The organism is Brevibacillus formosus, from assembly GCF_003013405.1.
Taxonomy (GTDB): Bacteria; Bacillota; Bacilli; order Brevibacillales; family Brevibacillaceae; genus Brevibacillus; species Brevibacillus formosus.
This window is the reverse complement of sequence record NZ_PXZL01000020.1, coordinates 106,561-128,598: the sequence shown is the minus strand read 5'-3', so window position 1 is coordinate 128,598 and position 22,038 is coordinate 106,561. Positions and strand designations below refer to the sequence as shown.

24 protein-coding genes are annotated in these 22,038 nt (G+C 48.1%); 18 read left to right on the top strand and 6 right to left on the bottom strand.

The genetic code is table 11. From position 1 onward, the window contains the following. Window positions 1-16: 16 nt before the first annotated feature. Together C7R91_RS18620 and C7R91_RS18615 are read left to right on the top strand one after the other, a co-directional pair. Window positions 17-223 carry a YrzR-like zinc ribbon domain gene (locus C7R91_RS18620; protein ID WP_007717618.1) on the top strand — a complete coding sequence of 69 codons (207 nt, stop codon included), beginning with the start codon at window positions 17-19 and terminating at the stop codon, window positions 221-223. 27 nt (window positions 224-250) lie between these two features. Next, entirely contained in the window at window positions 251-445 is a 195-nt protein-coding gene (locus tag C7R91_RS18615; RefSeq protein WP_229088206.1) for a hypothetical protein, read from the top strand. 117 nt (window positions 446-562) lie between these two features. On the opposite strand, the gene C7R91_RS18610 is transcribed toward C7R91_RS18615, so the two are convergent. After that, the gene (locus C7R91_RS18610) at window positions 563-1,249 is read right to left on the bottom strand and encodes a TerC family protein (RefSeq protein WP_047072733.1); all 687 of its coding nucleotides are present in this window, start codon (window positions 1,247-1,249) and stop codon (window positions 563-565) included. A 379-nt stretch (window positions 1,250-1,628) separates the two neighbouring features. Between C7R91_RS18610 and C7R91_RS18605 the strand changes: the two genes are divergently transcribed. The 9 genes from C7R91_RS18605 to C7R91_RS18565 all read left to right on the top strand — a co-directional run bounded on the left by C7R91_RS18605 (window position 1,629) and on the right by C7R91_RS18565 (window position 11,367). Further along, window positions 1,629-2,693, top strand: a complete 1,065-nt coding sequence (locus tag C7R91_RS18605; protein ID WP_047072731.1) for an AI-2E family transporter — start codon at window positions 1,629-1,631, stop codon at window positions 2,691-2,693. Window positions 2,694-3,005: 312 nt separating this feature from the next. Next, entirely contained in the window at window positions 3,006-5,654 is a 2,649-nt protein-coding gene (gene alaS / locus C7R91_RS18600) for an alanine--tRNA ligase (RefSeq protein ID WP_047072728.1), read from the top strand. A gap of 110 nt (window positions 5,655-5,764) precedes the next feature. After that, on the top strand, window positions 5,765-6,025 hold the full coding sequence (locus C7R91_RS18595; protein WP_007727936.1) for an IreB family regulatory phosphoprotein: 261 nt from the start codon (window positions 5,765-5,767) through the stop codon (window positions 6,023-6,025). A 9-nt stretch (window positions 6,026-6,034) separates the two neighbouring features. Further along, window positions 6,035-6,451, top strand: coding sequence for a Holliday junction resolvase RuvX (gene ruvX / locus C7R91_RS18590; protein ID WP_047072727.1), 417 nt, complete (start codon window positions 6,035-6,037; stop codon window positions 6,449-6,451). 5 nt (window positions 6,452-6,456) lie between these two features. Further along, complete coding sequence (locus C7R91_RS18585) at window positions 6,457-6,747, top strand: DUF1292 domain-containing protein (RefSeq protein ID WP_005832492.1); 291 nt, start codon at window positions 6,457-6,459, stop codon at window positions 6,745-6,747. Window positions 6,748-6,894: 147 nt separating this feature from the next. After that, a complete protein-coding gene (gene mltG, locus C7R91_RS18580; RefSeq protein WP_047072724.1) occupies window positions 6,895-7,995 on the top strand; it encodes an endolytic transglycosylase MltG in 1,101 nt (366 codons plus the stop codon). A 106-nt stretch (window positions 7,996-8,101) separates the two neighbouring features. Continuing rightward, the gene (locus tag C7R91_RS18575) at window positions 8,102-8,737 is read left to right on the top strand and encodes an O-methyltransferase (RefSeq protein ID WP_007727930.1); all 636 of its coding nucleotides are present in this window, start codon (window positions 8,102-8,104) and stop codon (window positions 8,735-8,737) included. Between the two features lie 51 nt (window positions 8,738-8,788). After that, a complete protein-coding gene (gene udk / locus C7R91_RS18570) occupies window positions 8,789-9,433 on the top strand; it encodes a uridine kinase (RefSeq protein ID WP_047072721.1) in 645 nt (214 codons plus the stop codon). A gap of 107 nt (window positions 9,434-9,540) precedes the next feature. Beyond that, the gene (locus C7R91_RS18565; RefSeq protein WP_047072719.1) at window positions 9,541-11,367 is read left to right on the top strand and encodes a peptidoglycan D,D-transpeptidase FtsI family protein; all 1,827 of its coding nucleotides are present in this window, start codon (window positions 9,541-9,543) and stop codon (window positions 11,365-11,367) included. Here C7R91_RS18565 and C7R91_RS18560 read toward each other — a convergent pair. Beyond that, window positions 11,279-11,770, bottom strand: a complete 492-nt coding sequence (locus C7R91_RS18560; protein WP_047072716.1) for a Mov34/MPN/PAD-1 family protein — start codon at window positions 11,768-11,770, stop codon at window positions 11,279-11,281. The genes C7R91_RS18565 and C7R91_RS18560 overlap by 89 nt on opposite strands. 176 nt (window positions 11,771-11,946) lie before the next feature. On the opposite strand from C7R91_RS18560, the gene C7R91_RS18555 reads away from it, so the two are divergent. After that, window positions 11,947-13,011: an HD-GYP domain-containing protein gene (locus C7R91_RS18555; protein WP_047072715.1), complete on the top strand. Its 1,065-nt coding sequence runs from the start codon at window positions 11,947-11,949 to the stop codon at window positions 13,009-13,011. 196 nt (window positions 13,012-13,207) lie between these two features. Continuing rightward, window positions 13,208-13,774: a GNAT family N-acetyltransferase gene (locus C7R91_RS18550; protein ID WP_047072713.1), complete on the top strand. Its 567-nt coding sequence runs from the start codon at window positions 13,208-13,210 to the stop codon at window positions 13,772-13,774. A gap of 88 nt (window positions 13,775-13,862) precedes the next feature. Here the strand turns inward: C7R91_RS18550 and C7R91_RS18545 are convergent, their stop codons facing one another. The 3 genes from C7R91_RS18545 to C7R91_RS18535 are packed head-to-tail and all read right to left on the bottom strand — an operon-like array spanning window position 13,863 to window position 18,198. Continuing rightward, window positions 13,863-14,582, bottom strand: a complete 720-nt coding sequence (locus C7R91_RS18545) for a DUF1266 domain-containing protein (RefSeq protein ID WP_047072712.1) — start codon at window positions 14,580-14,582, stop codon at window positions 13,863-13,865. Between the two features lie 20 nt (window positions 14,583-14,602). Next, window positions 14,603-16,498, bottom strand: coding sequence for a J domain-containing protein (locus C7R91_RS18540; protein ID WP_047072710.1), 1,896 nt, complete (start codon window positions 16,496-16,498; stop codon window positions 14,603-14,605). Beyond that, the gene (locus C7R91_RS18535; protein WP_047072708.1) at window positions 16,498-18,198 is read right to left on the bottom strand and encodes a molecular chaperone HscC; all 1,701 of its coding nucleotides are present in this window, start codon (window positions 18,196-18,198) and stop codon (window positions 16,498-16,500) included. Before C7R91_RS18535 ends, C7R91_RS18540 begins: the two co-directional genes overlap by 1 nt. A gap of 184 nt (window positions 18,199-18,382) precedes the next feature. Here C7R91_RS18535 and C7R91_RS18530 point away from each other — a divergent pair, with 184 nt between their 5' ends. The 4 genes from C7R91_RS18530 to C7R91_RS29750 are packed head-to-tail and all read left to right on the top strand — an operon-like array spanning window position 18,383 to window position 20,649. Next, window positions 18,383-19,708 carry an SMI1/KNR4 family protein gene (locus C7R91_RS18530; protein WP_047072707.1) on the top strand — a complete coding sequence of 442 codons (1,326 nt, stop codon included), beginning with the start codon at window positions 18,383-18,385 and terminating at the stop codon, window positions 19,706-19,708. Window positions 19,709-19,725: 17 nt separating this feature from the next. Beyond that, complete coding sequence (locus tag C7R91_RS18525; protein ID WP_047072706.1) at window positions 19,726-20,154, top strand: immunity 22 family protein; 429 nt, start codon at window positions 19,726-19,728, stop codon at window positions 20,152-20,154. Between the two features lie 37 nt (window positions 20,155-20,191). Next, window positions 20,192-20,506 carry an ankyrin repeat domain-containing protein gene (locus C7R91_RS18520; RefSeq protein WP_236697945.1) on the top strand — a complete coding sequence of 105 codons (315 nt, stop codon included), beginning with the start codon at window positions 20,192-20,194 and terminating at the stop codon, window positions 20,504-20,506. After that, a complete protein-coding gene (locus C7R91_RS29750; protein WP_308812366.1) occupies window positions 20,458-20,649 on the top strand; it encodes an ankyrin repeat domain-containing protein in 192 nt (63 codons plus the stop codon). Before C7R91_RS18520 ends, C7R91_RS29750 begins: the two co-directional genes overlap by 49 nt. Before the next feature lie 20 nt (window positions 20,650-20,669). Here C7R91_RS29750 and C7R91_RS18515 read toward each other — a convergent pair whose 3' ends face one another. After that, entirely contained in the window at window positions 20,670-20,867 is a 198-nt protein-coding gene (locus tag C7R91_RS18515) for a hypothetical protein (RefSeq protein ID WP_047072705.1), read from the bottom strand. A 183-nt stretch (window positions 20,868-21,050) separates the two neighbouring features. On the opposite strand from C7R91_RS18515, the gene sigK reads away from it, so the two are divergent. Next, the gene (gene sigK, locus C7R91_RS18510; protein WP_047072702.1) at window positions 21,051-21,761 is read left to right on the top strand and encodes an RNA polymerase sporulation sigma factor SigK; all 711 of its coding nucleotides are present in this window, start codon (window positions 21,051-21,053) and stop codon (window positions 21,759-21,761) included. Window positions 21,762-22,038: the final 277 nt, after the last annotated feature.

The window sequence follows — 22,038 nt, the reverse complement described above, 5'->3', positions numbered from 1 at the left end:
AGGGAGGAAAAGCGTGATGCGTGTCATATGCCCGAATTGCAGTTCCAAAGACGTAGGAAAGATTGGAACCAATCAATACTATTGCTGGAACTGCTTTATAGAAATGAGCGTTTCCAATGAGCAGATCGCTTCTGTCTACCAAGTTGAGGAAGATGGATCCTTGCATTCGCTCAACGATCTGTTTATTGAGGATCAGACAGTAACCGCTCACTTGAATATGTAGTGGATTTGAGCGGCAAAACCAATGGAGGTGGCACGCTTGTTCACTCGAAGCCTGTTGCGGGTTCTGGCCACAAGCGGAATTGTGGCGATCATTGGCTATTGGTTGGCTCCGCGACGTCGCAGTCGGTTTTCACTGAATTGGAATCAGTTGCCCTTCTCCATGCGTGATGTAACTCGTATGTGGAAATCAGGACGCAAGCTGATGCGTGCCGTTACTCGTTAACACAACATGTGAATTGGAACGTAAGTAAACACTCGAACATACACTGTGTTCGGGTGCTTTTTTTTTCGACCTACATGAAAAAGCTCCGTCGCGGAAACGACGGAGCCTTGCTTTGCGTTAAGATTGTTCTGCCAAGCGTTTTTGCTGTTGGCTTTTCATGCGTCCGATCAACAGGACACCAACCACAACAGCTACGATGAACACCCATTTCACCCAAGGGTAAGCAGTGAAGAATGGTGCGAGGAATTTCTCGTTCGTTACCATGCCCGCAGCGGTATACGCCAATACTGCAGAACCGATATAAATAACGATCGGATATTTCTCGATCAGCTTCAAGATCAATGTGCTACCCCATACCATGATCGGAACACTGATGATCAAACCGATAACTACCAGAAGGAAATCACCATGTGCTGCACCAGCAACCGCAATAACGTTATCCAAGCCCATTACTGTGTCGGCTACGATAATCGTCCAAATCGCTGCTCCAAGTGTTCCGCTTGCCTTCATATTCTCATGACCATTATCTTGAATCAGCAACTTGAGGGCGATCCAAATGAGAATCAAACCACCTACAAGCAGCAGACCAGGAATTTTCAGCAACCAAACGACAGCAAGTGTCGCCAATGCACGAATGATAATTGCGCCAACCGTTCCCCAGATGATCGCTTGCTTTTGCTGATGAGCAGGCAGGTTACGAGCCGCCATCCCGATGACGAGGGCATTGTCCCCGGCCAGCACTAGGTCGATGATAACGATAGATAGTAATGCAGTCCAGAACTCAGGTGTTAACAATAAATCCATTTCTCTTCCTCCTCCTAATCCATTTTGGAAGCGAATAATCCGCTGGCCGTTTTCTTGATACCTCCTATAGTGTGTGTAAAGGGGCGAAAAAGAAAACGACCTTTCCCGGTACAGGAAAAGGTCATTTAAAAACCAAAAATAGACCTTTTACCTGGTCGGCAAAGGTCTTGCTTACAACATTTACGAAAATGTTGCCAACATAGCCGGGGAAAAATCCCGTAATGACGACTATGTTGCGAAAAAGCTACTCCCCTTTGGAGATATCCTCTTGTAATTACATACTACTGAACACGAAATTGTGTGTCAATAGGTTACATGAAATTTATGTGAATGAGACAAGCTAAAAAAGATGTAGGCAAATAGGGAGGAGTTGGGGAACGTGGATGAACTTCGGCGAAGTCGTCTATTTGCAGCTGCTGTTTGGGTCATCACACTTTTGGTCATCGGCAATCTGCTTTGGCTGCTCCGACCAGTCCTGTCACAGTTTTTTTCGCTCATAAAGGAAGTGCTCGTTCCCATTATATTGGGACTCGTCATTGCTTACTTGCTCCATCCGGTCGTGCAATTGTTGGAAAAAAGAAGGGTTCCGCGCTTGATGGCAGTCCTGCTCATATATGGATCATTTGTATTGGTGATTACCATTGCGATCATTAACGCTATCCCTGTTTTTACGAAACAATTGGTGGAGCTGTCAGACGATATTCCCCGCCTGATGGATTGGTACTATACATGGATGAGTGAGTGGGAGGCACGAAAATATTTTTTGCCGGATAGCATCTCGAAGGGTGTGGACCGGGTGATCATCCAGTCAAATGAGGGGATGTCTCATTCAGTAGCGAAAATAGTAGACAACGCTCGGCATTCGATGGGAAAGCTGTTTGCTTTTGCTATCGTGCCGTTTATCGCTTTTTACTTTTTGAAGGATATGAAGCAACTGCATGAGACGGGGATGTCAATTGTTCCGAAGGCTTATCGGAAGCAAGTGCTGATTGTCCTGCGGGATATAAATGAATCCTTGGGCAAATACATACATGGACAAATGATGGTCGCTCTAATAGTAGGCGTTTTCGCATACTTGGGCTACTGGTGGATCGGCATGCCGTATCCTTTTGTGCTGGCAGCATTCGTATGTCTCACGAACATCATTCCGTACATCGGACCATTGATTGGGGCGGCACCGGCAGTTGTGATCGCGATTACGATTTCCACCAAGACACTGTTACTCGTTGTCGTTGTCAATCTCATCATTCAAATCGTCGAAGGGAACATTTTGTCTCCCAACATCGTTGGACGTTCTTTGCATTTGCACCCGCTTCTCATTATATTGGCACTGCTGGTGGGGGAGACTGTAGGAGGGATCGTCGGGCTTATCGTTGCGGTCCCAATTCTTGTCGTTTGCAAAGTGGTCATCAGCCGAATTGCTGTCATGATGCATGAAAGTTGACAGTGATCAGGTAAAATATTTATAATATGGACAAAGTGATTTATGTGAAATCAATGAGGGAACGAGTATGTTGCAGACCTTTTACAGAGAGGGCGCTCCATGGTTGAGAGGGCGACCAAAAGAAGAGCAGCAGAAGGCTACTCCTAAGACCGGGCAAAACCCGGCGGCTTGGCACCGTTAGACGCCACTTAAGCGACAGGCCTTGACTCAGAAACGTGTAGCGAGCCTGTAAGCAGGGTGGTACCGCGAGAAATCAGTTCTCGTCCCTGAGGGGATGGGGGCTTTTTTTATTTTTAGATGAGGAGAATGTAGATGAAGAAACTGACAGGCAATCAAATCCGCCAGATGTTCCTCGACTTTTTTGTAGAAAAAGGACATCGCATTGAGCCTAGCGCTCCATTGGTTCCAATCGACGATCCTTCCCTTCTGTGGATCAATAGCGGTGTGGCGACTCTCAAGAAATACTTTGACGGCCGCATCATCCCGGACAACCCGCGTATTACGAACTCGCAAAAGTCTATTCGTACCAACGATATTGAAAATGTGGGACGTACTGCTCGCCACCATACTTTTTTTGAAATGCTGGGTAACTTCTCTATTGGTGAGTACTTCAAGGAAGAAGCGATTGAATGGGCATGGGAGTTTTTGACGAGCCCAAAATGGATCGGCTTTGATCCAGAGTTGCTCTCCGTTACCATTCACCCAGAGGACGAAGAAGCATTTGAGCTGTGGAGCAAGAAAATCGGTGTTCCAGAAGAGCGAATCATCCGACTGGAGGGCAACTTCTGGGATATCGGAGAAGGCCCGAGTGGACCAAACACGGAGATTTTCTATGACCGTGGAGAAGCATTCGGAAACGACCCGAACGACCCAGAATTGTACCCAGGTGGGGAGAACGAGCGTTACCTGGAAGTATGGAACCTGGTATTCTCTCAGTTCAACCACAATCCAGACGGTACCTACACGCCGCTGCCTAAGAAGAACATTGATACGGGGATGGGTCTTGAGCGCATGGCGTCTGTCATCCAAGGCGTAGACAACAACTTTGAGACAGACCTGCTGTTCCCGCTGATCGAAAAGACCACGGAAATCTCCGGTGTGAAGTATAAAACAAGCCCTGAGATGGATGTAGCTCTGAAGGTAATCGCTGACCATGCACGTACGGTTGTGTTTGCGATTGGTGACGGTGCGCTGCCATCCAATGAAGGACGTGGCTATGTCATTCGCCGTCTGCTTCGCCGTGCCGTACGTATGGGGAAAAAGCTGGGCGTAGAGAAGCCATTCCTGTACAGCTTGACTGAGACAGTCGGCACGATGATGGGCGAATTCTACCCAGAGGTTGTCCAAAAGCGTGCGTTTATCGAAAAAGTCATTCGTGCCGAGGAAGAGCGTTTCCACGAGACACTGAATGATGGTCTGGCGATCCTGTCTGACATGGTAAAAGCAGCAAAAGAAAGCGGAAAGACACAACTGTCTGGTCAAGACGTGTTCAAAATGTACGATACGTATGGATTCCCTGTTGACTTGACAGAAGACTTCGCAGACGAGCAAGGGCTGACTGTCGATCGCGATGGCTTTGATCAAGCGATGGAGGAACAGCGTGAGCGTGCACGTGCAGCACGTCAAGATGTTGACAGCATGCAAATCCAAGGTGGTCCATTGTCTGATTTGACGGTTACGAGCCAATTTGTTGGTTATACTGAATTGGTAGCAACAGGTAAGGTTGAAGCGATTATTTTGGACAGCCAGCTGGTAGAAGAAGCAGAAGAAGGTCAAACTGTACAAGTCGTTCTGAGCCAAACGCCTTTCTATGCAGAAAGCGGCGGTCAGATCAATGACGAAGGTTTCCTGATTTCTGATATCGTGAAAGCACGAGTGACAGATGTACAAAAAGGACCAATGGGTCAAAATGTACATTCCGTCATCGTCGAAGCAGGTACCCTGCGCAAAGGCGATGAGATTCGCGCGGAAGTGAACCGTGAAGCACGTCTGGCTATCACACAAAACCATACAGCGACTCACTTGCTGCATCAAGCACTCAAGGATGTCCTTGGAACGCATGTCAATCAGGCAGGTTCCTTGGTAGCACCAGAGCGTCTCCGTTTTGACTTCACTCACATTAGCTCCATTACTCCAGAAGAGCTGGAGCGTATCGAAGCGATCGTGAATGAAAAAGTGTGGGCAAACCTGAGTGTCGAGATCTCCAACAAACCATTGGCTGAGGCAAAAGCGATGGGTGCGATGGCGTTGTTCGGTGAAAAATACGGCGACGTTGTACGCGTTGTAAAAGTGGGCGAATACAGCCTGGAGCTGTGCGGTGGATGCCATGTGAACAATACCGCGGAAATCGGTCTGTTCAAGCTGGTTAGCGAGAGCGGTATCGGTGCAGGTACGCGCAGGATCGAAGCAGTAACAGGACGCGGCGCATATCAGTTCTTGAACCAGCAGTTCACTACGCTCAAAGAAGTGGGGCAAGCACTCAAAGCACCGGTGCTGGCAGAAGCACCTGCACGTGTAGAAGGTCTGCAACAACAATTGAAAGAAGTACAGCGCGAAAACGAGTCCTTGCGTGCAAAACTGGGGAACATCGAGGCAGCGTCTTTGACGGATAAACTCCAACAAGTAGACGGTATGAATGTACTCGCTGCACGTGTTTCCGCTGTCGATATGGACAACCTGCGCGGCATGGTGGATGAGCTGAAAAACAAGCTGGGCTCCGCTGTGATTGTCTTGGGTGCGGTCGATGGCGACAAGGTGAACCTCGTTGCGGGTGTAACCAAAGATCTCATGGATCAAGGCATTCACGCTGGCAAGATCATCAAGGAAGTCGCAACTCGTTGCGGCGGCGGCGGCGGTGGACGTCCTGATATGGCACAAGCCGGTGGTAAGGACCCATCCAAGCTGCAAGAAGCACTGGATGCGGTGGTTGACTTCGTGAAGAGTCAAGCAGTAGCGAAATAGTGCGATTGCAAGAGAAATTTGTATAATCGACAGGAGTAAACTAAATCCGAGTCGAATACAAAGAAGAGTATGTACCCAAAAGAGTCTCAAAGGAAATCGAGGTGTTGATTGTGAGTTCGTTGGATAATACCATGAAATTCACGGTGCCCAAGGAAGCGAATGCGGCGGATGTCCAAGAAACATTGACAGAGGTGTACAAAGCCCTGCAGGAAAAAGGATACAACCCGATCACCCAGATCGTCGGTTACTTGCTTTCTGGCGACCCGGCGTTTATCCCACGCCACAACAACGCGCGGAGCCTGATTGGCAAATTGGAACGGGACAAAATCATAGAAGAGTTGGTGACCGTTTACTTGTCAGAGCGCAAGTAGACCTTAACGATGACACGATTGATGGGGTTGGATGTAGGCGACAAGACGATTGGAGTGGCTGTCAGCGATGAGTTGGGTTGGACTGCGCAAGGAGTAGAGACCATCAAGCGACAATCCAAGGAAAAGGATCTTGCCCGCCTGAGCGAATTAGTTTCGCAGTATCAAATTGGGGCTTTCGTCGTTGGTTTGCCCAAAAACATGAACGGAACCATAGGCCCGCGTGCTGAAATGTGTCAAGCATTTGGCAAGCTTCTGGAGGAACGCATGTCTCTTCCTGTCCACATGTGGGACGAACGCTTGACGACGATGGCGGCAGAGCGTATGCTGATCTCTGCTGATGTCAGCCGTCAAAAGCGAAAGACAGTGATAGATAAAATGGCGGCCACTTTAATCCTCCAAGGATATCTGGACGCGAAATCGAGGTGACCACAATGAGTGAAGAGATGATGGAAGAGTTCGAAGTGGGCGATGTGATCGCGCTGACGGAAGAAGGTACCGAGGAACCGCGAGATTTTCGTATCATGTACATTTTTGACATTGAAGACCGCAGCTATTTGGTGCTCGTACCAGTAGATCAGGAAGAGGAAGAAGAGTACGAGGTTCACTTCCTGCGTTATGACGGTACAGACATGCTCCAGCCAATCGAGGATGATGAAGAGTGGGAGCAAGTAGAAGCTACCTTCGAAACATTGATCGCTGATTTGGAGAAAGACGGCATTTAATAGACTCGTGGAAAGAGAGTCCGCAACTGGCGGGCTCTTTTTTTATGTCCTTTTTCGCCAAAATCACCCATGAAGTGACAGTTGGATAAGCCTCTTGTATAATGGATGGGATGGAGATAAAGAGACCCTAAAGGGAGGATTTCTAGCTTGAAACCAATGTCAGCGAAGCCTGATTTTAACCCCGGACGCCCAGAGAAGCATCGACGCAGACGCGGCGGACGAATTGTAATGTGGCTGGTTGCCTTTTTGTTGTTGATCATTTTGGCGGCGGGAGGAGCAGCGTGGTACGTGTACCAGCAATTACAGCCCGTTGCTGGTGAACAGACGGTGAAGAACGTGGCGATTCCGTCCGGTTCATCCGTACAAAAGATCGGTAGACTACTAGAAGAACAAGGTCTGATCCGAAATGCCGATGTATTTAATTACTACGTGAAGTATAAAGGGATGGCGCCTGAACTTAAGGCGGGAGAATACCAATTTACGACTGGCCAAGCCATCGACGAGATACTGACCGCCATGGTGGAAGGTAATACGGTGATCAATGCGAACCGATTTACGATCCCAGAAGGCTGGAATGTCGAACAAATTGCCGATCATCTCGATAAAGAAGGCATTGTAGAGAAGGCAGCATTCTTAAAAGAAGTAAATGAAGGTGCATTCCCCGACTATCCTTTTGTCGCAGCCATACCGAAGCAAGCAGACCGAAAACACCGTCTGGAAGGGTATCTGTTCCCCGAAACGTATGAGGTGGACAAAGACGCTACGGCACATGATGTCGTCTCGCGTATGCTGGCTCAATTCCAAAAGGAATGGAAGCCAGAGTGGACAGAGCAGTTGAAGCAGCGCGATTTAACAATGGATGAAGCAGTTAATCTTGCATCAATTGTTGAGCGTGAAGTAACAGTAGACAAGGAGCGTCCGCTTGTTGCAGGCGTGTACTACAATCGGATTCGCGACAAGTGGCCGTTGCAGGCTGATGCTACCGTCCAGTTTATTCTTGGCAAACAACGGGATCGTCTGACCTTTGAGGATTTAAAAGTAAAAAGCCCGTACAACACGTACACAAATCCTGGATTGCCACCTGGGCCGATTGCCAACCCTGGCAGAGCTTCGCTTGAAGCAGTCGTCAATCCGACCAAACACGATTACTTTTTCTACGTGACGAAAAAAGACGGAACGTCCGAGCATTACTTTTCCAAAACACTGCAAGAGCATGAAGCAAATGATAAGAAAAGCAGGGGAAACTAACCAGGTTTCCTCTTTTTTTTTGTATGCGGTCAACAGTGCTTGACGTAGCCAAGTTTTCCTAAGTTGTGCTATAATAATTCGGTTGTAACGAAAGAGGAGTGAAATCATGATTACCAATCCGGCAATTGACGACTACGTGTCAAGCCTGGTTCCCGAGCGTTCCCCGCTGCTCAAACGACTGGAGCAGGAGGCGGCAGAGGAAAACATTCCGATTGTGCAGCTCCCTTCCGCTCAAGTCATGCGGATGTTGTTATTGCTGCATCGTCCCAAAGCGATTCTTGAAGTGGGTACGGCAATTGGCTATTCTACCATTTGGCTTGCAGAAGCTGCACCGGAAGCGCGAATTGTCACGATGGACATAGATGAAGATCGATTGGTGAGAGCACGGGAAAATATAAAAGAAGCAGGCTGTGCAGATCGTGTGGAAATACTCTCACGTGATGCCACTTTAGGGCTGCCGGAGTCGTATCAATTTGACTGCTTGTTTATCGATGCGGCCAAAGGGCAGTATCGAGTATTCCTCGATTTATATCTACCGCTTCTTCGTGAAGGCGGTTTGGTAATCAGCGACAATGTCCTGTTCCGAGGACTGGTGGCGACCCCTGAAGAAGCGGGCAAGCGCCAGCGTCCGATGGTGGACAAGCTGCTTTCTTATAATTCGCATCTGATGGAGCGTCCTGATTTAGAAACGACATTTATTCCAGTCGGAGACGGGTTGGCCATCAGTATGAAAAAGAAGTAAAAACATAGGGTCGTATATGTGTAAAGCATCATGAGGAAGGGGACATGAAGCATGGGTAACCCCGTATTGATTGGGGTAGCGGGAGGCAGTGGTTCTGGAAAAACGACTGTAGCAAAGGAGCTGTACCGCCAGTTCCAAAATGATAGTGTAACGATGATTGAGCAGGATTCCTACTACAAGGATCAAAGCCATTTAAGCCCAGAAGAGCGGGCGTTGACTAACTACGACCATCCCTTCGCTTTTGACAACGATTTGTTGCTTGCGCATTTGCAGGAGCTGATGCAAGGAAAAGCGATCCAAAAACCGATCTACGACTTCAAGGTGCATAACCGCAAGCCGGAGCAAATCCAAGTCGATCCGAAGGATGTCATCATTCTGGAAGGAATGCTGATTCTGGAGGATGAGCGGATTCGTGATTTGATGGATATCAAGGTATTCGTCGATACCGATGCGGATGTGCGAATTGCACGCCGAATTGTACGTGACATCGAAGAGCGCGGTCGTTCTCTCGATTCTGTCGTGACACAGTACCTAAACGTCGTTCGACCGATGCATTTGCAGTTTATTGAGCCGACCAAGCGATACGCAGACGTCATCATTCCAGAGGGCGGCTACAACCGAGTAGCGTTGGATCTGTTGTCCACGAAGATCAGCAATATTTTATTGGAGAAGCAACAATTCACCAATCAATCCTAAACACTTAAAAGCGCACCCGTGACGTACGGTGTGCTTTTTTCTTTGTTCGTTGTTTCTGTCGCGTGCATTCCGGCAATACTGGTGAAAAAAGCCAGGGAGGGAATTCGATGCAGCTAGATCGACGAATTAAAAGACGTCATTTTCTTGTATTGCTGTCTATGTCGTTGTTATGGCTCGGTTTGGTCGTGCGCTTGTGGTGGATTCAACTCGGATCGCCCCATCGGTTTTCTCGGCATGGCGTTGACTTGGTAAAGGCAGCAGTAAAGCAAAGACAGCAAAGCATCGTACTGCATAGCGGACGTGGCGATATCGTGGATCGGAATGGGTACGCCTTTACCGGAGAAGAGCATCTCGCCTTGATCTTGTTCCCGTTGGCGCGTGGGAGCCTGCAAGGAACAGATGGCTTGCAGCGGTTGGCTCAAATAACTGGAGAATCCAAGGAACGGTTGTCGGAGACCATGGAAAAGGCAAAAGTACCACTGCTCATGCGAGAGGAGTCCGGAAAGCTGGTGATGCTCACCGAGCGGCAGGCCGAGGAAATCAATGCCCTTGCCATCCCAGGAGTTGTGGCATTGGCGGTGACAGAGCGATACCGCGCTGATGAAGTAGCCAAGCATTTGATTGGTTTTATCCATAAAAATCCCGACATGGTGCAGAAGCTGTATCCAGATGAATGGACAAGCGGCAAAATGAATGCCGAGAGCACACTGGGGGCATCTGGTCTGGAGCGAAGCTTTGACCGGTTTTTACAGGGGGTAGAGCCGTCTGTCTTATCTTATTATGTAGATGGGCACGGGCAACCGCTCCGAGGGCTGGATATTCGCTATACGAAGCAGTCGAATCAATACTATCCGTTGTCATTAACAACCACCTTGGATGCAGGAATCCAGAGAAGCATGGAGGCAGCAGCAGACCAAGTAGGTCTCAAAGAGGGCAGTATCGTCGTTTTAGACGTACAAACAGCCGACGTTCTTGCAGCTGTGAGCCGCCCTACCTATGATCAAACGAATGTTACAGGAAACACGAGCGACTGGAAGAATCGCGCATTCAAACAACTCCCGCCTGGTTCTGTCTATAAAACCGTCGTAGCAGCAGCCGCCTTGGCGGAAGGAATCGTTTCTCCCATTGACCGTTTCACATGTACAGGGGAGTACGGGAAGTACCAATTCTCCTGCTGGAAAAAAGAAGGTCACGGCAGTGTGACATTGGAGGAAGCGTATGCCCAATCCTGCAACATTGCGATTGCCCATATCGCCAAGATGGTGGGTGGAGCCAAGCTGGAGGAATATGCAAAAAAGCTGGGCTTGACCACTCAAGTGGGGCATGTCACCCCTCATCTGTATAAAATCAAAAACTTCAAGCAGCTGGATGGCGAAGAGCCGGGTAGAGTCTTTGCAGAGGGTATATCCCGCGACGATGAAGGCGTCCTGATTCAAAGCGCCATCGGTCAGCGGGATGTACGCATTACCCCCTTGCAAGCAGCAAATATGATGGTAACGATTTTGCGTGGCGGTCAAAGCTCTCAAGTACGGCTGGTAAAAGAGATCGCATACCGAAATGGTCAATCGTTCCATACATTCCCCGAGCAGGAGCTCTCTTTGGACGGAATTGACTACGTCACAGCCAACAAATTGCGAAAAATGATGCGCAAAGTCGTCACAGAGGGAACAGGACAGATGCTCATGAATTCCGCTTGGCAGGTGGCAGGCAAAAGCGGGACTGCACAAATCGGGGATGTGAATGGAAACAACCATCTGTGGTTTCTCGGGTACGCTCCGTTAGAAGAGCCACGGTACGCCATTTGTGTCGTGGCAGAAAATCAGCCGAGCTGGGGAAAAAATCAGGCTATGGAGCTTTTTCACCGAGCTGTTGCTGAGCTTGCCGATCATACAGCTCAATCTTCCCAACCTCGCGAAGAGTATTTCCGAGGATGAAGCCTCTTGCGTTAATTTGATTGTTTTTACCCAGTCCGACGATCAGCATGAGGGGAGAAGAGGACATGTACATGGACTGCGACGCTTTTGCCCAAATGGTTCTCTTATCACCTTTGCTGGGAGATAGGCGTTTTACCGTATGGCTATGCCAATCACCGATATATTTCCATTGTCGATGCCTGCTTAATTTGCGGACAAGCTTTTTGAGATGCATGTCATCGAAAAATATAGAATGTGGCTGGTGAATTGCATTTGGGCCAGGTTCACTTGCATACGTTACGACCCATCTATCCTCACCAAGTGGGTATCCCATCATGATCCCTCCTGTTTCCAGCGAGGGTTTTTTTCGTACGGCCTGCTCAATCTGTTTCCACGCTTTTGGTGTGATGTACAGCGTCGTCATGAGACGTTCGTCCCTCCTTGATCAAACCACTGACATTTGCTTGATATCTTATGTATGCGAATAATGAAACGTCCCGGGCTCCAGCAAAGTTATGAATTGTCGAAAAAGGGATTGTAACTCAACCGCTTCCTTTCTATAATTTGAGTAAAAAGACGGAGACTGGAAAGGTTGATTGTATGCCTTTAGCAACTGTTGATCTCTCACTGATTGGGCAAGTATTAGCGGCTGATGTGTACACGGAACAAGGAATATTGCTGCTGGGACAAAACACGACGATCACGCCTGCCCATGTGATCCTATTGCAAAAGCAACGAGTCCGTGAGGTTGATATCATACAGAGTCTTACAGAGGGAACCGGTGAGGAAGTTACTTCTCAACTATTCCAACTAGAGGCAGATTCTGAGACCGTTGCAGCTTATGTACAAGCCCTCGACAAAACGAGAATACTCTTCGATGAACTGACAGTTGGCGGGGCACCAAGTCTTGATCATTTCTCCAACATCTTTTTTGATGTAGCAGAAAAATCGAGGAAGCATTTGGGGCTGTTCCGGAACTTGTACGTACTGGAAGGCGCAGACAGCTATACATACCGCCATTCATTAAATGTAGGCATTCTCTGTTCGCTCATTGCTCGCTTGATGAAATGGGATGAAGAGCGAGTAGCATTCATGGGAACAGCCGGATTTTTGCATGACATTGGAAAAATGAGGGTACCGAAGGAAATATTGCTGAAGCCAGGCAAGCTAACTGAAGAGGAATTTGCGATTATGAAGAAGCATACCGTCTTCGGCTATGAGATAATCCGTGAGATGAAGGGTGGGTCTGAGCTTTTGGCATTGTGTGCCTTGCTGCATCACGAGCGACTCGACGGGTCTGGCTATCCGGAGCAAAGAAAAGGCGATAGCATTCCAATCGAATGTCAGGTGCTCGCCGTGGCCGACATGTTTGATGCGATCTGTTCTGATCGTGTGTACAAAGGGAGGTCGTCCCCATTTGAGGCGGCACAACTCCTCTGGAAGGAAGCATGTAGCGGCACGTTGAACGTGGAGATCGTTGCGCAGTTTGTCCGCTACATTGCCTTGCTGTACGTAGGCGCGAAGGCGAAATTGAGTAGCGGGGAAGAAGTAGAAGTAATTCTTATTCATCAAGATGAACCGATGCGTCCGTTGGTAAGAAGAATGGGTGAATTTCTCGATTTGCGGCATGATCGCAAGCTGACGATTGAAAAAATGATAGGCTAAAGAAAGTCGATGCGAAAAAGATGGAACCGCTCTTAGAAAATGAGAGCGGTTCCATTGTTGCTGATCTGTGAACGATTGTTGGGAAAGCTCGATCAGCTTGCCAGATTGTGACACAATGAAAGTGTGCATGGTAGACAAAGAAACGAAAAGAAACGAAACGTGTCGTGCGAATGCTCGAAACGCAAGGAGGAAACACATGATACGCAAAGCGGAACCCACAGACGCAGCTTTTGCTGCCCCATTAATTTATGATGCCATTGGAGATATCGCGCATACGTTGACAGGTGCAACGGAGGCAGCGGATGCGATTCGTATGATGGAGGAGTTTTTTACGAAGGAAAACAACCGACTCAGCTACGAAAACGCGGTGATTGCCATGGATGGAGATGTACCGGTAGGATTGGCACTCTTTTATCATGGGAGCCAAACAGAGGTGCTTGATCGCCCCTTCGTTGAGCATGTCCAACGTTTGACTGGTGAGACGATTACGCTTGTAAAAGAAGCAAAGGATGACGAATTTTATTTGGATTCTGTCGCGGTTGATTCCTCATGCAGAGGGAAGGGGATCGGATCACTTCTGCTGGATGCTTTTGAAAAAGAAGCGATTCAGCGCGGGCATGACCGAATCGCTTTGCTCGTTGACGAGGAAAAACCGCGTGCGCGTAAGCTGTATGAATCGCTCGGCTATCGTGAGGATGGGACAGTAATCGTAAGCGGGCATAAATTGAGTCACATGGTGAAGGACCTATCGGAAAAGGCGTAAGAGATCTCTATCGAGGCTTGCTACTAGAATAAAAAACGTTTCCCGTTGGATAAAGCGAAAAGTCCGAGGGAAACGTTTTTTCGTAAGCTTAGCTGTTAAAAGAAGGCACGCTTTCTACTTGGGGTGAGGGCACGTAAGGAGTGAGATCAAACTTCCAATCAAATTCACGGATCGGACTGTACGTACCCGTCAGGAGCTTCAAAATATGAGCTTCGGTTGCTTTACTCGTATTTTTGGACGCACCTGCTTCGTCGTAAAGATTGCCACACGCATAGGCAAATAAATACTCTTCCCAGCTCGAGTAGGCGAGTTGGATTCGCTTGGCTACGTCCAGCATGCTTTCTATGGCATCTGCCTTGGGAAGATAGGACTGCTGGGCGCCTGCTTTGCAAATAATGAGATACCAGGCGTAATCAAAGGCGGCAATGCCGGCTTGTGGGAGTCTGTTCATGTACGAGTACACGATCAACTGCCGGGCTGACTCCATATCGCCTTTTTTTAAGGACGCAATGTAGTTGGAACGATTGGCAGCGTCGAGTGCAGATAATACGTGGCGATGCTGATCAAATTCAGCTCTTCGCCCATGCTCCAGAAACCAAGCCAAGCGCTCTTGCGTTTTAGTGGCATCTCCCGTATCCCATCTGTTATCAATACGAAGCCGCAAAAACGTATCGCGCAGGCGGTTGTATTCGTGGATGGCCAAATAATACGCGAGCCGCTTCTGATTTAGACAAACAGAGGAGAGAGCATGCAAGTAGCGGCTTAACCGTGGGTCGATCTCTTTTTCGTTTTCTGCTTCTTTTGTCATGGAAGTTCTCTCTGCCTCCTTTAGTGGAATGTCAATGCTTTGCGAGTTTTGGAAATCTCACGAATGATGCGGATGTAATACAACATGGAAATTATCGCGAGAATGCCCAAAAGCCATGATCCCGCCCATCCTTTTTCCTCCAAGTCAGGCTTGGCATTGATATACGTATCGGTCACGAGAAGCGTCTGGTAGGGATGCTTGCGTTTTTCCAAAGCTTTCACAATGACAGGCAACATCTCGCCATCCGGCATTGCCTTGAGTGTTCCTCGCATCGTAATGGATTGCTTGTCATGAATTTCTTTGGCATGGTCGTAATCTGTAATGACAATGATCGCTTGTTGATCCAGATAACCCACATTTACATAGCCGGTGTTAGAGTTTAACAGATCACGTTCTTCGGCTTTGGCGGCAGGAATGAACTCGGCTTTTGGCTCGGGATGCTTCTCTGTGTCATAGACGCGGAGAATATTGGTATAAGAAGCTTTGGTCAATGTAAATTCCACCTGGTAGCCAAGTGGAGTTTGTTTCAACTCGTCCATTGTCTTTATTTGGACAGGCCAGAATTTATTAACCAAGGAGTCAAGCATCTGCTCCGAAGTCATCTCCAGCTTCATGGATACGACAGCAAACATAGCGTAATGGAGCAGAAGGAGAAAAATAATCGTCCAAAGGTTACGTCTCGTGTAGATAGCAAAAAATTGCCGGAACCTTGCTAGCCTGCCAGGGAGTCCGAGGGCTTGCAGGGTTTTTCTCCTAGCGGCCTTGGCTTGCTTGTTCGCAGCTGGTTCAGTCATCCTGTCAAACGGAGACTGTATTTGCGTCAGGCATATCTTCGCTTCGATATCGGAGGGATTATGCGAAAGCATCTCCTGAAAAACCTCTTGAGCCTTCTCCCATTCGCCCAGCTGAAGATAGCCTTTCCCTAGCAAGCTGCGAGCGTCCCACAGCTCTGGCATGCGAGTGAGGATTTGTTGGCAATCTTTGATCGCTTCGACGGCATCTCCCTTTTCGAGGAAAAGTCGGGCACGATACAAATACGCATCGATGTTATCTGGATCAAGACGTATCAATTGATCAAAGGTATGAAAGGCCCGAATCTTATTTTCGGTTCGCAAAAAATATTCGCCCTGTAAACGGATCAAATCGGGGTCAAGAGCGTACAGTGCATGGGCTTTTGCCAAAGACTTCTGAGCCGTTTCCCAATCATTTTCCATGAGGGCAAATAACGCATCGCTGCGCCATTCTAGAAACGCTTCAATATCCAAGTCCTCGCGGTTCCCAAAAGAGTGGTAGCGTAGTGTCATGGTCTGATTGAGCTGACCGTTCAGGTAAGCGACAAAACGTCCAGAGAGCTGGCCTGCGAGCTTTTCTGATTTCTCCCGCCACTGAAAATGGGAATCGAGCAGCTTCCACACCTCATGAGGCAAGTGATAGTGCTCTTCTAAAAAGTGAAGAAATCGCGAATCGATGAGTTGATGGCAGCCGACATTCCACATGGCCTCGTCATTCAGCAACGCACGCCAGTTTTCAAGCTGGATTCGTTCGTGATAGTTATCGTACAACTCTTGTGCACGGCGAAAAAAACGCTCCACCATATCATCGGGGTTCATGGAGCGTTCGGAATGATCGTAGCTCTCCGTAAAATCGTACCGCTGGGGAATGGAGATTTCCTGTGTGAGCCGCTGCGGTGGATCGTAGTTAGGCTGTCTTCTTTCCAGCATAGGCGTTTCTTCGATTAGACGATTCTGGGTGGGATTGCGCGTGTACTTCAGGGCGAGGTCATACGCCTCTCGCAATTGCTGAAAGCCTTCAGGATCAACTTCAGGATTGTGCACCTTCAACTTTTTGGCATAAGCCTTTTTTATCTGGGCAGGATTGTCCGTTGGTTCAATCCCGAGAATCTCCCAAATCCCCATTAATACTCAATCCACCCTTCAAACATTTCCAGCTGCTGCTTCAATTCTTCTGCTGCTTTGGCGATGTCTCTTTCATTTTGGGTGGACAGCACACTTTCGAAGCGGCGTAAGTAATTCGCAATGATCATACGGTTTTCGCCCAACGCTTCCTCATACATACGCTCGCCTTTTGCCAGAAGCAATCGATTTTCGGTTCGTTCTCTGGGGTGGATCTTAATGTTTTGAAGAGCTTGAAAACGCTCCTCAATTTCTTTTTTTGAAAGGCTACCCGGATTCTTTTCGATGACGGCCTTGGTTTTGACTCCTGTAGATACGACAGTCACTTCGACTTCAAGAATCCCGTTGATGTCATATGTATAACGAACATCGATAGACTCCTCGCCCTTTTTGGCAGGGGGAACTTTTATATTCAGTTCGCCAAGCTTGAGGTTATGTTCGACGCGTCGGCTTTCGCCTTGATACACGTCAACGAGAATAGCGCGTTGATAATCGAGAACGGTGTACAGCCGTTCTACCCGGCTGACCGGGATTGGCGTATTGCGTTCGATGATCGGAAAGAAGTAGCCATCCTCGTGTTTGCCGTTTGCCATGGTTTGTACAATTCCCGTACCAAGTGTGTATGGGCAAACATCTGTTAATACAAGCTCGTTTAACGCTTCGTTGCGTTCCTTGAGCGCTGCTTGAATCGCTGTTCCCAATGCAACAGCCTCATCGGGATTAATATGGGAATAGGGCAGTCGACCAAATATTTTGCTTACGATGGATTTAATAAGCGGCATCCGAGTTGCCCCGCCAATAAGCACGATCGCGTCTAGTTCCTGAGGGGAGATGGATGCGTCTCGCAAAGCACGCTCGATCGGCTGACGCAGTCGTTGCAGCAGAGGAAACGCGAGATCTTCCAGCTGATTCCGGCTGAGAGTTGTTACAACCAGTTCTCCCTGGATATTGACACTCATTTTCCCTTCTTGGTCGGAAAATAAGGAGCGCTTGCACAACTCAGCTTGTTTGTGGATGGACGAACGCGTTTTGCTGTCCAGACTGTTGATATCGAGTCGATGGGCTTCTATAAAATAAGAGGCAATCAGATCGGTAAAGTCTTCGCCGCCCAAAAAGTTGTCTCCAGCGATTGATTTTACTTCCATCACACCTTCGAACATTTCCAAAATAGAAACGTCAAACGTACCGCCTCCTAAGTCGAATACGAGGAACTGTGTCTCGGATTCCTCCTGATGGAGCCCATAGGAGATCGCGGCGGCTGTCGGTTCGCTGATTAAACGCTCCACTTTTAGTCCAGCAAGCTCTGCTGCTCGCTTGGTCGCTTTGCGTTGTGTGTCGTTGAAATAGGCAGGCACACTAATAACCGCTTCGTAAACGGGGTGCCCTAAATGAGCCTCTGCATCTGCCTTCAAAGATTTAATCACAAAGGAGGAAAGGTCTTCGGCAGAAAAGGAATATCTTCCTAGTTGGTACCTTTTTTCTGTCCCCATAAACCGTTTGAAGGTAGAAGCTGTCCGATCTGGGTGAGTCAAGAGGCGCTCTCTGGCGATTTTGCCAATCAAGATTTCGCCATTCTCATCGACGCTGACCACAGAAGGAGTCAGTGTTTCTCCGAGCGCGTTTGGAATGAGCACGGGTCCATTCTCAGTCCAGTAGGCAACCAGACTGTTCGTCGTGCCCAAATCAATTCCAATGGTGGTCATTAGCTAGGTCCTCTTTTCCGTGTTTTTTCTACTAATATCGGTAAAAATAGAGACTTTATAGATCATTTTACCATGAAAAAAATGGATATAATTGGTGCTTTAGTAGGATATGAAATCGAATTTTAGATAACGAAAATAGATATAGAATTCCTAAGATAGAAAACGACAGACGAGAGAGGTCGTTATGCCAATGCAGCAGCGAATGGAAAAGTGGTTTGAAACGTGGAAGTTACTTATGCATGATATGGAGCAACAAGGTGCTCAGGTTTGGCCGCTCACTATAGAACCACCAGCAAGGCTGGAAGAAATCGAGAGAAGAGAGGAAAGCCTCGGGATCAGATTTCCCGCGACGATCCGGACTATTTTGCTTGCGGGCAGCAGTCAGGTTCAAATAAATTGGTCGTTGCCATCTCGAGCGTTAGACCCTTTTTCGCTCAGTGGGGATTTGGGATGGTCATTGGATGCGTTTGAGTGGCCGTACTTTGGTGGGGACGAAGAGAGTGAGGACGAGAAAAGGTATCTCTGTTTTCACGTCGGCGGGAATGGCGACATGCTTCTCATCGATTTGTCGACAGGCGTGGATGACCCGCCCGTCTATTCCTGGGGGCATGAAACAGACGAATTCCTATTGCTCGGCAAAAGCTTCACAGAGTTCGTAGAGCGAGTCACGGAGCTGGGCTGTATTGGGGCAGAGTGCTGGAATTATGAAGCACTCGCTGGTGCAGATGGGCTCGATGTCGAGGGGCAAGTCGCACAAGAGTGGAAAGAATGGCTGCAATCCTATCGGACGCTAACCTTTGAAGAGGCAGTACAAGATTTCGAGAAGCTAGTCATGTTTGCAAAAATGCATGGTGCTGGAGATTCACGTATCCAAGAGGCATTTACTCAGTACGATTGGGAGCGGGTTTTGCATAAATGGGTGGAGCAAATCGAGCAGGAAACGTCATCAAGCAATCTGCTGCTTTGGTGCCAGCTCATTGTCGATACAGTTGGCAAGAAGGCAGAGAGCTGGGTGCGCTCCCTATGGGAGTCCGGGCCACATTTTCAACGGATAGGCTCAAGCCTACGTGCATATGTTACGGCAGCTTGTTTGCCGGAAGAAGAGGGCTTACAGAGAGTTTTGGCTGAAATGGACGATATCGTTGCCAGAAAAGAAAGTCTGGTAGGATATGTTGCCAACAGTCATTTGCATCACTTTCGCTCCCGAGAAGTCATTTTGTGGATGGAACCGCATGTAGCGTACCCGATTGAAGGCTGGGATGAGCTTTTCGCGGTGTCACGTCCACAATGGAATGATCTGATTCGTTGGCTGGACGGAAATGAAGCACAGCGGCAGATTGCATTAAGTGCTTGGGGGAAAATGCTGACAAGCGGTGAATCGCCTTCCGGTGAGGCGAATTGGGAAGAAATCAATCGGTTGTTGGATGTAGCGTACGAGAAAGCTATTCTGCGCAAGGAAAAGGAGCGGGTAGATCGCATTCGCACTTCCTTGGAAACAGTAAAGCATTAGACGAGGGGGGAAAGACCGTGAGAAATGTGGTAACGGTATGGGGAACAACCTTGCAGTCTTCTGATGAGCTAGCAGATTTTCTGACCCCGGTTTACGATGAGAATGGGGAAGTGATACCGTCTGGCTTTTTAACAGCGTCGGGCCTTGAATGGGTAGACGAGGACTTTTTTGAAGTGCATGAGGTACAGGATGCAGAGGCCAGAGCGGACTTTTTGACGTATTTGGAAAACGAATATGCGATGAATGCAACACTCGATAGAAAAGAATGGCCGAAAAAGCTAACAGAGGAGATTGGCAAGTACCCACATGTGATTTTGCTGTACGGCAATGAATCGCGGTACGGTCCGATTAACGAAAAATTGTTCGATCTTACTGAGGGCGGGCAAGAAAAAGATTCACCGCTGGTCCTGCTCGCCAAACTTGTGTTTGAGACAGAGGAGCGGTAAGGAGCAGGGAGGAATACATACGATAGGGGAGACAGACATGGCTTACCGTTTCGCAGATTTATACGATGCAGCTGAACTGGGAGAAATTGAGCTCGTAAAAAAGATCGTTACGAAACAGCCAGAATTGCTGCATGAAAAGGATGAGTATGAGTTTTCCGTACTGCATGGCGCTGTGATGACAGACGATGTTGACCTCATTGCGTATTTGGTCGCACAGGGTGCAGATGTAAATGCGAAAAACGATGAGGGTATTACCCCGCTGCATATCACGCTCTATCCAGAGGTTGCGAGCACGGTGCAGACATACATGCCAGCGCTCATGATGGAAGTACTCCGCTGCACACGCAGGTAGCGGATGGGGAGGAGCGTTTGGATGTGGTAGAGTTACTGCTGGCTAAAGGTGCGAATCCTAACAAAAAGGATAGGGAAGGGCAAACACCATACGATATAGCACGCGAGAGAGAAGACGAAGAGATGATGGCTTTATTTGAATAGAGGAAAAAGGAAAGCGTCCGTTATGATTTCGGACGCTTTCTTTCTTGTTCGAGTGCCGCGACGCGTTTTTCCAGCTCGTCGAAGGCTTTTTGCTTGGTTGCGGTGCGTTTTACGATGAAGAGGCAGCAAGCAATGATAAGGGCTAAAGGCATGAAGAAGACAAAAAGCTGAAAGAGTAAAGTACCCCATTCGAGCGATACGGCGCCAAATTCTAACATGGGTGATCACTCCAACCATTCGTTTCGTTCTATTTTACCAAAATATCCCGTTTTTTCTAAGCAATCCTTTACCATACAAGCAACAGTGAATTAATCGACAACAACTCCCTGCGTACAGGCACGCATGGGCGACCGCCCACATAAGGATAGAAGTAAGCTATTCCAGACGTGGAGGTGGCAGCCATGTCCAGCATTATCGCGGCGCTTTCCCTTGTTTTTAAAGAACTTCTCGTTTTTGTGGCTTATGTCAAGAACAATGCCTTCCCGCAACCGCTTCAGGACACCGAAGAAGAAAAGTATCTCCGACTCATGGCCAAAGGCGACCCTTACGCCCGCAACAAGCTGATTGAGCACAATTTGCGTTTGGTGGCGCATATTGTGAAGAAATTCGAGAACACGGGTGAGGACAGTGAAGATCTGATTTCCATCGGTACCATCGGCCTGATCAAAGCAATCGAGAGTTATCAGGTGGATAAGGGCACCAAGCTGGCTACGTATGCTGCGCGTTGTATTGAGAATGAAATCCTCATGCATCTGAGAAGTTTGAAAAAAACCAAAAAAGATGTTTCCTTGCACGATCCAATCGGGACGGATAAAGAAGGCAATGAAATCACCTTAATCGACGTCCTTGGCACAGAAACCGACGAAGTGGTCGACGCTGTGCAGCTCAAGCTGGAGTCCAATAAAATTTACCAGCACATACACATCCTCGATGAGCGCGAAAAAGAGGTGATCATTGGCAGGTTTGGGCTGGATCAGGACAAAGAAAAGACACAGCGCGAAATTGCGCGTGAGCTGGGCATTTCTCGTTCGTATGTATCCCGTATCGAAAAGCGAGCGTTAATGAAGTTGTTTAATGAGTTTTATCGGACGAAACAGCCACAAGGAAGATAAAAGTTAAGGGAGTAAAGGAAAAATCATTTGGAAAAAGATCACCCGTAAGATTGGCATTCACTAAGCCGACCATCTTACGGGTGATTGCTGTGCGAATAACCTCAAAATGATTGTATCTGTACTATGCCGATATTGGTTCTTAGAACGACGCTACATCTATTTTTTAAAAATAATCGTAACATCTGATTCATTTGAAAGCATTCCACCTGATATAAAGTCTAAAGTTGGAATAAAGATCGGGAATCGTTACCCTGCCTAGGGCTCACCCTTTAGGGAT